The sequence below is a fragment of the Furfurilactobacillus curtus genome, assembly GCF_054657915.1.
The window spans coordinates 1,343,299-1,357,618 of record NZ_BAAHXU010000001.1; the positions used below are offsets into that span (position 1 = coordinate 1,343,299).

A 14,320-nucleotide genomic window follows, 5' to 3' on the forward strand; every position below is an offset into this window, starting at 1 on the left:
TTTTAACGGCCCTTTTCTGCGCTAAATCCAAGTCATATCAATGAACTAGCTCCTCATGATTCACCAACGCAAATTTTTTGTAACTTCTTTTTAAGCTTCACTTTAGGTTACATCGGTATATTATAAGCATCGAAGGAGTTGATACCCCTCGCTCCTTCGCATAATGTATCTCCCCCCAGATATGTTAAGACTCTCTCTAGAATGATGACTGACCTAGGATTCCCCGATCCTAGGTCAGTTTTTTTGTGGTTACATTTCGCTTTTTGGTCTCGTTCTTTGGCTCACAGTCGCCAAGGAATTTTTATTCAGACTAAGACGGTTGCTAAAAAGTACCTAATCAATGATCGTAATGAAGCTAATGTAGTAACGGCCAGTGGATCAATTTCAGCAACCGTTCCTGACGCAAAGCTTCTACTGCTTCCATTTGATCTCAGCTCAACCGCTGGTCAAAAAGGACTAACCACTACTTTTCCTTCGATAGACATTCTCATCAACAACATAGTTATTTTTGAAGTGATGTCTTATGAACAAATCGATGATATAACTTGGCTGCCTCGTGTGAAATTTAACCGAAAATAACAAGACCCTTATTTCCAAACAAGTCATCATATCTTGGAAATAAGGGTCTTTAATTTAAATGTCGTTTTACTGGGCTATCACTCATGGTTGGGGATGCTAATTTCAACCTGACGTATTGTTTCATGTGAAACATTAATACCTAACCGTTTTGGCATAAAACGTCCGCCGAACAATAATTACTAGGCCTAAAATCACTACCACTGCAACTGCCGCAAATCCAAACATGAATTTATAAGACGTCGCATCGATTAAAATACCACCTAATAATGGACCTAACGCTCGCCCTGCGGATGCAGCTGCATTGACTGATCCTTGATACTTCCCTTTTACTGCCAAAGGCGTTAACTGATTTACTAAAGCTGGAATAGCTGGGAATGCCGTTGCTTCACCCAAAGTTAATACCGCCATTGCCAAGATAAAACCACCATACTGTTTAACAAAAAGCAAAATAATAAATGAAACAACTACTGCCGCAATCCCTGGAATGATTTGATAGTATGGATTGCGAATTCGGTCCCCAAGGATATTTACCCCCATCTGGAAAACTAAAATGAGCGCAGCGTTGATCGTCCATAGAAAACTATACTTCGTCAAAGGGATCCCTTGATCGGTCATGTAAACGGCCATATTAGATACCCATTGTTCATACATGATCCAAATCACGATTAACGAGATAAACAATGTCCAGATCACAATTAGATTCGGTCTAGGCAGCTTAACTGACGACTGTGGCTGATCACGGTGTTGCGCATGATGACTGATTGTCGGTACATTGAATTGAAGTAGCACAATGAAGAAATATAAAAAATACATTGCTGCCGTGATCATGAAAAGGTACTGTACACCATGCTGGTAAACAAAGCCCACCATCATCGTACCAAAAACCGTTCCTAGATTCTGCATGAAGTAAATCATGTTAAAGACATAGCGGCCATCACGACTTTTAATCGTGGTGCCTAAAGAATTAATCAGGGTAATTAAGAGACCGCTACCAAATCCCATAAAGACTAACCCGATTGGAAAGGCCGGCCACCCGTGCCAAAAAATTAAAAAGAGAGTAGCTAAAAATTCATATACGGTGACAACCAAGGTTAATCGATAGGCATTTACTCGATCAAAAAGCCAACCACCTAAATAGGCGCCGATGATACTAGCCGTTGAATTCAGTAATAAGACAATTCCGACCATTGTCAATGACTCATGGAGTGCATCGTGAATATAAATCGTCGTTAAGGGCCAGATGAAACTCTGCCCCATATTATTCAATAAACCGGCAACTAGTAACCACGGTAGTTTAATTTCTTTACCGTTTGTCTTTGTTTGCATAGGTCCCCTCCTCCCCGATTATTTCCCTGGAAATATGCAACTTACAGCTCACTGGCTAAAATCACTTTGTGGCGATATTAACCAGGTGCATTATAGGCAATATTAGAAAATTTATTATATGACTTCACAAACAATAGCTTAACCGTTCCCCGCGCGCCAGAACGGTTCTTTTCAATGATAACTTCAACCTCACCAACATTCTGGTCTTCATCATCCCGAGGATCGCTATTACTATCTTCGTCATCATTGTCACGCTGATAATAGTCATCCCGGTATAAAAAGGCGACAATATCGGCATCTTGTTCGATTGAGCCTGACTCACGAATATCAGATAAAACGGGGCGTTTATCTTGACGTTGTTCCAAGCCACGTGATAATTGTGATAATGCGATGACAGGGACACTAAGTTCTTTAGCTAATTTTTTCAACTGTCGGGAAATTTCAGAAACTTCTTGTTGCCGGTTTTCTTTATTTCCCCCTTCAATTAGTTGTAAATAATCAATGACAATTAGCCCAAGATCATGCTCCTTTGCTAATCGTCGACATTTAGCACTAATTTCGGCCATCCGGTTCCCTGGCGTATCATCAATAAACACACTCGTCTTGGATAATGCCCCCATGGCAACCACCAAATTTTGCCACTCATCATCAGTCAATTGACCAGTTCGCAAATGATTAGCGTCAATACTGCCTTCCGAACACAACATTCGGTTCACTAGGGACTCGGCACCCATTTCTAGGCTAAACAACGCGACGGTTTTATTAGTTTTTGTCGCGACGTTTTCAGCAATATTCAACACAAAGGCCGTCTTACCAACCCCCGGCCTAGCCGCCAAAATAATTAATTCATCGTCATGGAATCCCGTTGTCATTTTATCTAACTCATGAAAACCGGTAGCTAAACCGGTAATTTCATCACCGTGTTTCGCTAATTCATTGACAGTGTTCATAGCTTGATTCAAAACTTCGGCAATCGGTTTAAAGCCACCACTCGTGCGATCATCTGACACTTTCATGATCTCAGATTCAGCATTTTCTAATAATGTGGCAACATCGTCGTCTTCGTTATAGGAATGCGTCACGATATCCGTGGCGGTTTTGATTAGACGTCGTAATACTGCCTTTTCGCGAACAATTTGCGCATAATATCCCACATTAGCCGCGGTAGGTACTGCCTGGGCCAATTCCGCAATATACGCAACGCCCCCGACATCATCCAACTGTCCATTAGCAGTCAAGGCCTCGTTGACAGTAACGGCATCCACGACAGTGTTGCTATTATTTAAATCCACCATGGTTTGGAAAATAATCTGATGGGCGCGTCGATAAAAATCTTCCGGTTGTAAATACTCGGCTGCTTCTGAATAGGCATCATTGCTTAAAAATACCGCTCCTAAAACAGCCTGTTCAGCTTCAATATTTTGTGGCGGGGTTTGTTCCCGCAAATCTACATTATCCATGCTTTCTCCGGTTTAATAACACGATTTTAAGACAATGACCGTACTATTTCCTAGGAAATAGTACGGTCAAGATTGCGCCATTATTGAGATACGACGTGAACTCGAATCTTAGCCGTTACTTGGCTGTGCAACTTAACTGGGACATTTGTGTACCCAAGGACTCGAATTGGTTCTGGTAGTTCAATCTTATGTTTATCCAATTTTATCTGAAATTGTTGGTTCAACTCTTGCGCAATCTGTTTAGATGGAATGGAACCAAACAGCCGACTGTCAGCACCAGCCTTAGCCTTGATTTCCACAACCGTTTCATCTGCTTCCAACTGCGATTTCAGTGCCTGTGCGTTAGCCAGTTCAGTCGCCTCTTCCCGCGCTTCTGCTCGTTGTTGTCCTTTTAGCTGACTTAAAGCAGCCGCTGTTGCAGCTTTGGCTTTACCAGATTTAATCAAAAAGTTCTGAGCATAGCCATCCGGAACATCTTTCACTTCGCCACGCTTGCCTCGTCCACGTACATCTTCAGTAAAAATAACTTTCATTGTCTTACTCCTTTGCTTCAGTAGGATTGTCGTCCGTTTGATTAATTAACAAGTCAACCAGTGTCTGCCGAACGTCACTAACACTTTGCTTTTCAATTTGAGTCGCAGCATTTTGCAAATGTCCGCCACCACCCATTTGTTCCATAATGACTTGCACGTTCACTTCGCCCGTTGATCGAGCGGACACACCAACCCGACCATCACTTCGTTGTGTAATGACAAAAGACGCATCAATTCCCGACATACTCAATAACGAATCCGCTGCCTGCGCGGCGGTCACCGAGTCGTACGGGCGGCTATCTTCACCAGCAATCAGCGCCATGTTATCGTTGATCAACTCAACCCGACTGATTAAGTGATTCCGTTCCATGTAACTGTCGGGATTTTCTTTATTGAATTGAGCAATCAATTCCGCATCAGCGCCTGCAGACCGTAAATAGCTAGCTGCGTCAAATGTCCGTGTCCCTGTATGGTCTGTGAAGTGCTTGGTGTCGATTTCGATCCCAGAAAGCATTGCCGTTGCTTCAATCCGATTGATAGAATTAGCTTCTTGTGGCTGATACTCTAACATTTCAGTAATCAGTTCACAAGTAGAACTTGCATAGGGTTCAATATAAACTAGCAATGGATTCTCCGGAAATTCTTCGCCCCGTCGATGATGGTCAATAATCACGGTCCGATTCTGGAGGGGCTCATAAATGCTACTTCCCATTGAAAGGGATGGCTTTGAGTGATCGACCATAATCAGCAAACTTTGGTCCGTTGCGCGGTTGGCAGCGTCGACCGGTGTAATAATGGCATCTTGAATTTCTGAATCCTTTTCAATAACGGTTAACAGTCGCTGAATATCAGAATGCGTTTGTTGCGCTTCATCAAGAATAATCCAACATTTTTTCCCATTCATTTGCGCAATTCTTCGAATACCTAAACAAGCGCCTAATGAGTCCATATCGGGTGACTGGTGACCAGCGACAAAGATCTGATCAGACTGACTGAAAAGTTCTTGTAAGGCCTGTGAGATCATTCGAGCACGTACCCGGGTCCGTTTTTCCATTGGGTTGGTTTTACCGCCATAAAAGCGCGCCTCGGCATCTTCCGCTTTAACGACTACTTGATCACCACCACGACCAAGCGCCAAATCCAGGTTGCTTTGCGATAGGGTGGCCAAACGATTCAAGTCCTTTTGACCATAAGCAATTCCCAATGATAATGTTAGCGGGTAATTTTGTTTAGAGGTCGTTTCACGAATCGTATCAAGTATTTTAAATTTATCCGTCTCTAATTGCTCTAAATCACTTAAGTGCCCCAAAATTAAATAACGATCTGAACTCAATCGACGTAAATACATATTGAACGCTAACGTCCAATCCGTTAGCGTGCTGGTCACATAGTTTCTAAGCGTGGACACATCTGAGTCATTCATACTTTGAGTAACTTCATCGTAATTGTCTAGCGAAATCATACCTAAAACTAATTGTTCATCATGGTAATCTCGTTCAATCTGGGCATAATGGCTAACATCCATTAGATAAACGACATTTAGTTCTGGTTGAACGAGCAGATAAAATTGTTTATCAGCCCACGTGATGGTTGTGTATTCACCATCTTTTTCATGTGCCTCAATGGCCTCTGCTAACTGACCACTCACTTCCGCAATTGTCTTGCCTAATACGTCAATTTCACCAAAATAAGTTTGTAAATAAGGATTAATCCAAGAAATTCGCTGATGCTCATTAAAAATCAAGATTCCCATTGGCATCTCGATTAACGCTTCTTGCTCACCACGTTTGATGCGATAAGACAAATCTGCGATGAATTCTTGAGTATCAATACTGATTTCCTGAAGCGTATTAAAAACTAGGACTAGCAAGACGAGCACGATTAGCAGCATGACCAAGCCAAAAATCCAATTAAGCATGAACGCGATAATCACACTTAACAGGCCTAATGCGAAACCATATCCAGCTACCCAGCGTAACCGTGTATTTTGCATAAAGACAGGTAGATGAAGTTTTGCAAATAATTGCCGCATAACGTCTGGTCCTTTCTGTATAGCCTACTGATAGTAGTTTATCACACCTAGCCTGTGATAACTTGAAACACAAAAACTAGCGCGTCAGCAAAGCTGAGATTATTGCTGACGCGCGTTTTTCCTTTGATTGAAACTAGCTAGCGGTGTCACCATAGTACAAAAATCAGTTAAACAGAACACACCAAAAAAGCAGCCCATCATGGACTGCTTTTTCAATACGTTCAATTAGTCTTCTGCCACGAATGGAAGCAAGCCCATGATCCGTGAACGCTTAATTGCCACCGTCAAACGACGTTGGTTCTTAGCGGACGTTCCGGTTACTCGACGAGGTAAAATCTTGCCTCGTTCTGAGATGAAGCGTTGCAATAATTCAGTGTCTTTGTAATCGATGTATTCGATGTGGTTTGCAGCGATAAAGTCTACCTTACGGCGACGACGATTACCACCACGACGACGTTGATCTGCCATTATCTAATCCTCCTAACGATTAAAATTAGAATGGAAGGTCATCGTCCGAGATATCGATACTTTCACCATTACTAGCAAAAGGATCGACAGGTTGGGCAGGTTGATTGCTGGTTGGCGCATTGCTAACGCTGCTCCCATTATCCCCACCATTATTCCCGAACGGATTGGCACTTCCCGCTTGAGGAGCGTTGTTGGCAAAGTTGTCATTGTTATTCGTGTTGCTTGTTCGCTGCTCAGTTTGTGAACGCGATTCAAGTAACGCAAAGTTTTCAACGACCACTTCTGTGACGTACACGCGCTGGCCTTGTTGGTTTTCGTAATTCCGGGTTTGAATCCGACCTTCGATCCCCACCAAAGATCCTTTATGCGTAAAATTAGCAAAATTTTCTGCAGATTTTCGCCAAATAACACAGTTAATGAAATCTGCTTCACGTTGCCCCTGTTGGTTAGTGAACTGACGGTCCACAGCCAATGTAAAGGTAGCGACAGCAGCACCTGATTGTGTGTAACGAACTTCAGGATCCCTAGTCAAACGACCAGTGAGAACTGCGCGATTGATCATAGTGAAGTGCTCCTCTCTGTAAAAGTTGAGTTTTACTGATTATTCAGCGTCACGTTTAACAATCATGTGACGTAAAATGCCATCGTTGATCTTAGCCAAACGATCAAATTCGTTTAAAGCTTCGGCTTGGTCAGTGGTCAGGTTAACAACGTGGTAAGTTCCTTCGTTGAAGCCTCCGATTTCGTACGCAAAGCGCCGAGTTGACCAGTCCTTTGAATCAGCAATTTGGGCACCGTTATCCGTCAAGATTTTGTCAAAACGGTCCACTAAGGCTTGCTTAGCTTCGCTGTCTAAATCCGGACGAATGATGTAAGTAATTTCATACTTAGTTGCTAACATCGACTGTCTACCTCCTTATGGTCTATTGACCCGCTGGTATTCCAGTGGGTAAGGCGTCGTTCATCAATTAAGACGAACGCTCACAAGCTAAAAGTATAGCATGATGAAGCTTTAATAACAAGGTCCTTTGCCAGGCACCTGAAGTTCGTTCACACAACTATACATACGTGACTTCTCTATTTTTAAATGCCAAGTCACAAAAAAACGCCTTGCAACCAAGGCGCAATTTTCAACACTATTTAAATTTGACTGCCGTTCCATAAGCGGCGACGGTTTCCATATCTTGACTGATGGAATCCGAATCAAAGCGCATCATTACGACTGCATCGGCTCCCATCGCTTTAGCATTATCTCGCAATCGACCAATTGCAGTGTCCCGTGCTTCGGTCAACAGTTCTGTGTACGCTTTGATTTCACCACCAACGATGTTTTTTAATCCAGCACCAATATTCTTAACCACGTTTTTAGATTGACTGGTTAAGCCAAAGACTTCTCCAATCACTTCGTACTCTTGTCCAGGAATGTGTTCTGTGGTCACAACCAATAGGTCCTTCGCTTCACTCATCTGTTAACCTCCATCTGAACTAAATTTCAATGTAAGCCCATTGTCGCCCAAACAACTTATAAAAGGCAATTAATACTATTTTTAATCTCAACTATAAAAAAACGGCCTCAGTTTAAAACTGAAACCATTTTTTTGATAAACATGAGTAATAGACGCTATTCAGCATCTGGATCATCGGAATCATCATTTTCTGCCCGTTGCAAAAGTTCCTTCACCTGCGCATCAGCATCGCCGGCAGGTTGATCGCCAGCTAACGGTTCCTTCTCCGTATCTTCCGTAGCACCTTTATCAGTTTCATCTTCAGCCAACTCTGGTTCTACCTTTGCCATCGTGGCAACGGAGGCATCCTCGTCAATCCGAATAAGATGAACACCTAAGGTTGCCCGGCCAGTTTCAGACACGCTATTAATGTTAAACCGAATCATGACACCCTTGTCGGTAACAAGCATGATGTCTTCAGTGCCATCAACGGTCGTTAGCCCAGCTAATGGACCATTCTTTTCCGTCACATTAACGGTCTTAATCCCTTTACCACCGCGACCCTTAATCGGGTACTCACTGGCCTTGGTTTGTTTCCCATAACCTTTTTCACTGATAACCAATACGTGACTATCAGGGCTTAATACATCAGCACCAACAACATAGTCATCATCACGTAGACGAATCCCACGCACCCCGGCAGCCGAACGTCCCATATCACGAACTGTTGTTTCCGCAAATGAAACCGCATAACCTGCGTGGGTTCCAATAATTATGTTCTGACTACCATCAGTAATCGCCACATTCATAACTTCATCATCATCATGTAACGTAATTGCCTTCAATCCGTTACTGCGAATATTGCTGAATTCTGTTACGGCTGTCCGTTTGACCACCCCGTGAACCGTCGTAAAGAACAAATAATTCTTGCTTTCACTCGGGTCCCCAGTGACATTGATCACTGCCTGAATGCGTTCACCACCGTCAATCCCTAACAGATTGATCACGGGAATTCCTTTGGCAGTCCGACCATATTCAGGAATTTCGTAGCCCTTCATCGTATAAACTTTACCCGTGTTGGTAAACAACAATAAACGGTCATGGGTTGAAGTAGAAATTAAATGCTCAATAAAGTCATCATCATGCACATTCATGCCTTGAATGCCACGTCCACCACGATGCTGCGATTTAAATTCAGTCGTTGGTAATCGCTTAATGTAGCCTTTGTGCGTCAAAGTGACAATGACGTCTTCTTGTTCAATAAGATCTTCATCTTCGATGCTCGAAATGTCACCAACTTGTAGTTCAGTCCGTCGTGCATCACCAAATTTATTTTGAACCTCTAATAACTCCTGATAAATAATTTCATTAATCCGCGATTCATGAGCCAAAATATCCTGATAATCAGCAATGTCTTTCATCAAGGCATTGTATTCATCTTCAATTTTACCCCGTTCCAAACCGGTTAACCGAACCAACCGCATATCCAAAATGGCTTGTGCCTGTTTATCGGAAAGTGAGTAGTTCTCCATCAATTGCGTTTTAGCAATATCGGCAGTTTGAGAATTACGAATGATCGAAATGATCGCATCAATGTGATCTAACGCAATCCGCAAGCCTTCCAAAATATGAGCCCGCGCTTGCGCACGTTTTAAATCAAATTCAGTCCGCCGACGGATCACACTTTCTTGATGACGCAAATAATCAACCAAAATTTGCTTTAAACTCAACACTTTTGGCGTTCCGTCCTCAATCGCCAACATATTAAAGCTAAAGGACGTTTGCAACATCGTCATCTTATACAAGTTATTTAAAACCACCGATGCCGACATATCCCGGCGAACATCGATCACTACTCGTAATCCTTCACGGTCGGATTCGTCATTGATATCGGTGATTCCTTCAATTCGTTTGTCACGGGCTAATTCAGCAATATGTTCAATAAGACGAGCCTTGTTAACCATATACGGCAATTCCGTCACAATGATGCGTTCTTTACCGTTCTTAGCTGTTTCAATATCGACTTTAGAACGGACAGTGATGGAACCTTTTCCTGTTTCATAGGCCTTGCGAATGCCTGCTTTCCCCATGACAATTGCGCCAGTTGGAAAATCTGGTCCCGGAATGGCTTCCATCAAGTCAGCTGTCGTCGCTTCCGGATGATTCATCAGGATGTGAATCCCCTTGATGACTTCAGATAAGTTATGCGGCGGAATACTGGTTGCCATCCCCACGGCAATCCCGGAGGTTCCATTCACTAGCAAATTGGGAAAACGAGCCGGCAAAACAGTTGGTTCCCGTTCTGTGCCATCATAGTTATCTTGAAAATCAATGGTGTCTTTATTAATGTCCCGCAACATTTCTAGCGCAATTTTGCTCATTCGAACTTCGGTATAACGCATGGCCGCCGCGCTATCCCCATCAACTGACCCGAAGTTTCCGTGGCCATCAACTAACATGTAGCGATAGCTGAAATCTTGTGCCATGCGGACCATTGACTCATACACAGCACTATCCCCATGAGGGTGATACTTACCTAATACGTCTCCCACAATTCTGGCAGATTTTTTGTATGGTTTATCTGGCGTGTTGCCCAGTTCATGCATATCGTACAAAATTCGACGATGAACTGGCTTCATCCCATCACGCACATCTGGCAACGCCCGTGCCACAATGACGGACATGGCGTAATCTAGAAACGATGTCCGCATCGTTTGCGACAGATTGACGTCGGTAATGCGACTCGGTAAATCTTCGCTCATTTTGCAACTCCTTTAATCTCAGTGTGACACAATACGTTTTGAAGCCGAGCACTAACAAAATCAACGGGATTGACGTTCTTGGTCAATGGCGATGATTAGGTTAGGCGCAGGCTTCAGCATTGTGGAACACGACAACAATCTCAGTGTGACACAATGCGCCTTGAAGCTGAGCTCTAACAGAATCTAAGCATCCAAATTTTCAACAAACTTCGCGTTGGCTTCGATAAATTCGCGCCGTGGTGCGACCTTGTCACCCATCAACATCGTGAAAATTTGGTCGGCTTCAATGGCGTCTTGTGGATCAACTCGCAGTAAGCGACGCTTTTCTGGATCCATTGTCGTTTCCCATAATTGTTCAGCGTCCATTTCACCTAGCCCTTTGTACCGTTGGATGGTTGGCTTTGGCGAAGGTGGTAATTGGCCTAAAATCGTGTTCAATTCTTCGTCTGAATCGATGTAGCGCATCATTTTACCCTGTGCCACTCGATAAAGCGGTGGCTGAGCAATATACACGTAGCCGGCATCAATCATTGGTCGCATGAATCGATAGAACAAAGTTAATAACAAAATACGAATATGAGCGCCATCCACATCGGCATCGGTCATAATAATTAATTTATGATAGTTCGCTTTAGAAATATCAAAATCTTCACCAAATCCGGTACCTAATGCAGTGAACAGCGACCGAATTTCCTCGTTAGCCAACACCCGATCCAAACTGGCTTTTTCAACGTTAAGGATTTTCCCACGAATTGGCAAAATTGCCTGGGTTAACCGTGAACGCCCCTGTTTAGCTGAACCACCGGCGGAATCCCCTTCGACAATAAACAATTCTGAGATTGCCGGATCCTTCGATGTGTTATCAGCTAATTTACCAGGTAAATTCGAGATCTCTAATCCCGATTTTTTCCGTGTTACTTCACGGGCACGTTTGGCCGCAACCCGAGCCTTAGAAGCCAGAATTCCCTTGTCGACAATCTTCCTAGCCGTATCAGGATTTTCCATCATAAATCGGCTAAACGTATCACTAAACAAATGATCCGTCGCAGTTCGTGCATCTGAATTACCAAGCTTGGTCTTGGTTTGCCCTTCAAATTGTGGATCTGGATGTTTAATTGAGACAACAGCGGTTAATCCTTCACGCACATCATCACCAGATAAGGGGTCGTCATTGTCTTTTAGCTGCCCGCTCTTATGCCCGTAGTCGTTAATTACTCTAGTCAACGCCGACTTAAATCCGGTCTCGTGAGTACCACCTTCGTACGTATGAATGTTGTTGGTAAATGTGAGTAAGTTGCTGTGGAAATCATCGGTATATTGCAAGCTGACTTCGACGACAATGCCCTTCTGCGTACCTTCAACATAGACTGGGTCAGTAAATAAGACGTCTTTACCTTTGTCCAGATACTCGACATACTGTTTAATGCCACCTTCATAGTGAAAGGCTACAAACGTAGCTTCTTCAGGCCGCTTGTCTTCAATCGTGATCTTCAACCCTTTATTCAAAAAGGCCAGTTCGCGAATACGAGTCGTTAAAATTTTAATATCATAAGTAGTCGTTTCTCGAAAAATATCGTTATCTGGTTTAAAGTGCACAATCGTCCCATGTGCATGGGGATCTGCCTCACCGATCACCTTCATTGGCGTCTTGACGCGGCCGGTCGCAAAGTCCATGTAATACACTTTTCCGTTCCGCATTACCCGGACATCAAGTTCTGATGACAGTGCATTAACCACTGAGGCACCAACTCCGTGCAAACCACCAGAAACTTTATAACCGCCACCGCCGAACTTACCGCCGGCGTGCAAGATCGTGAAAACAGTCTCTAAGGCTGGCTTTCCAGTCTTCTTTTGAATATCAACTGGAATTCCCCGACCATTGTCTGTGACAGTGATGGAATTATCTTTTTCCACGACCACGTTGATTTCATTTGCGAAACCAGCTAATGCCTCATCGATACCATTATCCACAATTTCCCATACCAAATGATGGAGTCCTTGCGACGTGGTTGTCCCAATATACATCCCAGGACGTTTACGGACGGCTTCGAGCCCTTCTAAAACTTGAATCTGATCTGCATTATACTGACCAGCTTCTGCTTCTCGAGTCGCAGCATCCCCTGACGCAACTTTTGAGGCCTGATCGGCTTCCGCCTGCTCAGCTTGCTCGCGTTGCGCCTGTGTTAATTGCTGTTCGTTATCTTCAGCCACGTTCATTCCTCCTGTCATTCTTCCAACTACTCAATCAAGCTTCTGTTGAATCTTGTTGTAATCGCCCATCACTGACATTAAAGACCGTCGGTGGATTAATTAGTTTTCGCGTAATCCCACTAAGTGACGTAGTGGTTAAAAACGTCTGCACACGGTCTTGAATAGACCGCAATAGATGCGTTTGCCGGGCATCGTCAAGTTCGCTCAGTACATCGTCTAATAACAAAACTGGATACTCACCAGTGATCGCTTTCATCAAGTCAATTTCAGCTAGCTTTACAGAAAGCGCAGTTGTTCGTTGCTGTCCTTGGGAGCCAAATGTTTGAACATTTTTACCATTCACTAAAAAGTGTAAGTCATCGCGATGGGGGCCGATCAGCGTTGTGCCCTGTTCAATTTCCTTTTGTTGCTGGCGTTCAAAGGCCGTTTGGTAAGCCTGATACAAACTTTCAACGGAGGCACCAGGTGCCGCCTTAATTTGGTTAATGTAGTCAAACGTCAGTTGTTCACGTGCTTGAGAAATCACCTCGTGGACGCCTTGCGCCCACTTTTCCAACTGTTTGAGAAACGTCAAGCGCGCAACGACTAGTTCGGCACCAAAAGCTGCCAACTGATCACTTAAAACGCCGAGAAACACCAAATCTTTTGCCTGTTTACGCTGTAATTGCCGCAAATAATTGTTTCGCTGACGCAGGATGGTTCGATATTGCCCCGCGTTGTAAAGATATTTGGGGCTCATCTGACCAAACTCTTGATCAATAAAATGCCGACGAACCGAAGGCGATCCCTTAACTAACTCTAGATCCTCTGGCGCAAATAAGATCACATTAAGCTGACCAACGTATCTCGATAATCGTGCTTGTTCAAGATGGTTAACCTTGGCTTTCTTCCCTTTTTTACTAAAGGTGAGTTCTAAGGGCGTGATCGTATTGGTTTTTCGGACACGTCCAGCTACCAATGCCTCGTCAGCTTGCCAACTAATTAAATCTCGATCGTTAGCGGTTCGATGAGACCGCGTCAATGCCAAGACATAGATTGCCTCTAATAAGTTCGTCTTTCCTTGTGCGTTTTCACCCAGCAAGATGTTAACTCCTTGATCAAAGTCCACATCGAGGGTCGAATAATTACGAAAATCCTTCAGATGCAAACTTTCTAAGTACATTACGCATCCTTTTCTGAAGTTACGTTCGCTTGATTTTGTCGTATAAAAAATAGCCCTACGTCTGGGACATCAACTGAATCGCCAGGATATAACTTTCGTCCTCGTCGATCATCTGGTTCGCCGTTAATAGCAACCGCATGATCTTTGAGATACCACTTCGCCTGACCGCCAGAATCAATAACCGATTCCTCTTTCAATAATTGTCCCAAAGTAATGAAGGCTGTCTTGATTAACACTTCTTTTTTCACAATCAACACCATCCTTACATATACTCATTATTATACCGGTTTCAATAGTGAAAAACAATTGATAAACCATTTTTAACGGCCTAGTGTTCGTTTT

The 14,320-nt window shown here is 43.5% G+C and carries 13 protein-coding genes; 1 reads left to right on the forward strand and 12 read right to left on the reverse strand.

From position 1 onward, the window contains the following. Positions 1 to 201 precede the first annotated feature (201 nt). On the forward strand, positions 202 to 579 hold the full coding sequence (locus ACYQ0Y_RS06360) for a hypothetical protein (protein WP_459935465.1): 378 nt from the start codon (positions 202 to 204) through the stop codon (positions 577 to 579). A gap of 132 nt (positions 580 to 711) precedes the next feature. On the opposite strand, the gene ACYQ0Y_RS06365 is transcribed toward ACYQ0Y_RS06360, so the two are convergent. From ACYQ0Y_RS06365 to yaaA, 12 genes are all read right to left on the reverse strand, one after another. After that, a complete protein-coding gene (locus ACYQ0Y_RS06365; RefSeq protein WP_407882606.1) occupies positions 712 to 1,905 on the reverse strand; it encodes an MDR family MFS transporter in 1,194 nt (397 codons plus the stop codon). A 77-nt stretch (positions 1,906 to 1,982) separates the two neighbouring features. Continuing rightward, positions 1,983 to 3,365, reverse strand: a complete 1,383-nt coding sequence (gene dnaB / locus ACYQ0Y_RS06370) for a replicative DNA helicase (RefSeq protein WP_407882607.1) — start codon at positions 3,363 to 3,365, stop codon at positions 1,983 to 1,985. Positions 3,366 to 3,445: 80 nt separating this feature from the next. Further along, positions 3,446 to 3,898, reverse strand: a complete 453-nt coding sequence (gene rplI / locus ACYQ0Y_RS06375; protein ID WP_407882608.1) for a 50S ribosomal protein L9 — start codon at positions 3,896 to 3,898, stop codon at positions 3,446 to 3,448. A gap of 4 nt (positions 3,899 to 3,902) precedes the next feature. Further along, positions 3,903 to 5,930, reverse strand: coding sequence for a DHH family phosphoesterase (locus tag ACYQ0Y_RS06380; protein WP_407882609.1), 2,028 nt, complete (start codon positions 5,928 to 5,930; stop codon positions 3,903 to 3,905). 225 nt (positions 5,931 to 6,155) lie between these two features. Beyond that, a complete protein-coding gene (gene rpsR, locus ACYQ0Y_RS06385) occupies positions 6,156 to 6,398 on the reverse strand; it encodes a 30S ribosomal protein S18 (protein ID WP_017262420.1) in 243 nt (80 codons plus the stop codon). Between the two features lie 25 nt (positions 6,399 to 6,423). Then, positions 6,424 to 6,960, reverse strand: coding sequence for a single-stranded DNA-binding protein (gene ssb / locus ACYQ0Y_RS06390; protein WP_407882610.1), 537 nt, complete (start codon positions 6,958 to 6,960; stop codon positions 6,424 to 6,426). 39 nt (positions 6,961 to 6,999) lie between these two features. Continuing rightward, on the reverse strand, positions 7,000 to 7,299 hold the full coding sequence (gene rpsF / locus ACYQ0Y_RS06395) for a 30S ribosomal protein S6 (RefSeq protein WP_407882611.1): 300 nt from the start codon (positions 7,297 to 7,299) through the stop codon (positions 7,000 to 7,002). A gap of 235 nt (positions 7,300 to 7,534) precedes the next feature. After that, positions 7,535 to 7,864 (reverse strand): heavy metal-binding domain-containing protein, encoded by a 330-nt coding sequence (locus tag ACYQ0Y_RS06400; protein ID WP_407882612.1) that lies wholly within the window; start codon positions 7,862 to 7,864, stop codon positions 7,535 to 7,537. A gap of 155 nt (positions 7,865 to 8,019) precedes the next feature. Further along, on the reverse strand, positions 8,020 to 10,605 hold the full coding sequence (gene gyrA, locus ACYQ0Y_RS06405) for a DNA gyrase subunit A (RefSeq protein ID WP_407882613.1): 2,586 nt from the start codon (positions 10,603 to 10,605) through the stop codon (positions 8,020 to 8,022). A gap of 183 nt (positions 10,606 to 10,788) precedes the next feature. Beyond that, complete coding sequence (gene gyrB / locus ACYQ0Y_RS06410; RefSeq protein WP_407882614.1) at positions 10,789 to 12,816, reverse strand: DNA topoisomerase (ATP-hydrolyzing) subunit B; 2,028 nt, start codon at positions 12,814 to 12,816, stop codon at positions 10,789 to 10,791. 34 nt (positions 12,817 to 12,850) lie between these two features. After that, positions 12,851 to 13,978, reverse strand: coding sequence for a DNA replication/repair protein RecF (gene recF / locus ACYQ0Y_RS06415; protein ID WP_407882615.1), 1,128 nt, complete (start codon positions 13,976 to 13,978; stop codon positions 12,851 to 12,853). Continuing rightward, complete coding sequence (yaaA, locus tag ACYQ0Y_RS06420; protein WP_407882616.1) at positions 13,978 to 14,226, reverse strand: S4 domain-containing protein YaaA; 249 nt, start codon at positions 14,224 to 14,226, stop codon at positions 13,978 to 13,980. The genes recF and yaaA overlap by 1 nt, the downstream gene beginning before the upstream one ends. Between the last annotated feature and the right edge of the window lie 94 nt (positions 14,227 to 14,320).

Bases quoted from the DNA above. Each gene is read 5' to 3' on its own strand.
- rpsF (WP_407882611.1), bottom strand. From the start codon at position 7,299: ATGTTAGCAACTAAGTATGAAATTACTTACATCATTCGTCCGGATTTA.
- ssb (WP_407882610.1), bottom strand. From the start codon at position 6,960: ATGATCAATCGCGCAGTTCTCACTGGTCGTTTGACTAGGGATCCTGAA.
- recF (WP_407882615.1), bottom strand. From the start codon at position 13,978: ATGTACTTAGAAAGTTTGCATCTGAAGGATTTTCGTAATTATTCGACC.
- gyrA (WP_407882613.1), bottom strand. From the start codon at position 10,605: ATGAGCGAAGATTTACCGAGTCGCATTACCGACGTCAATCTGTCGCAA.
- rpsR (WP_017262420.1), bottom strand. From the start codon at position 6,398: ATGGCAGATCAACGTCGTCGTGGTGGTAATCGTCGTCGCCGTAAGGTA.
- dnaB (WP_407882607.1), bottom strand. From the start codon at position 3,365: ATGGATAATGTAGATTTGCGGGAACAAACCCCGCCACAAAATATTGAA.
- ACYQ0Y_RS06365 (WP_407882606.1), bottom strand. From the start codon at position 1,905: ATGCAAACAAAGACAAACGGTAAAGAAATTAAACTACCGTGGTTACTA.
- ACYQ0Y_RS06360 (WP_459935465.1), top strand. From the start codon at position 202: ATGATGACTGACCTAGGATTCCCCGATCCTAGGTCAGTTTTTTTGTGG.
- ACYQ0Y_RS06380 (WP_407882609.1), bottom strand. From the start codon at position 5,930: ATGCGGCAATTATTTGCAAAACTTCATCTACCTGTCTTTATGCAAAAT.
- rplI (WP_407882608.1), bottom strand. From the start codon at position 3,898: ATGAAAGTTATTTTTACTGAAGATGTACGTGGACGAGGCAAGCGTGGC.
- ACYQ0Y_RS06400 (WP_407882612.1), bottom strand. From the start codon at position 7,864: ATGAGTGAAGCGAAGGACCTATTGGTTGTGACCACAGAACACATTCCT.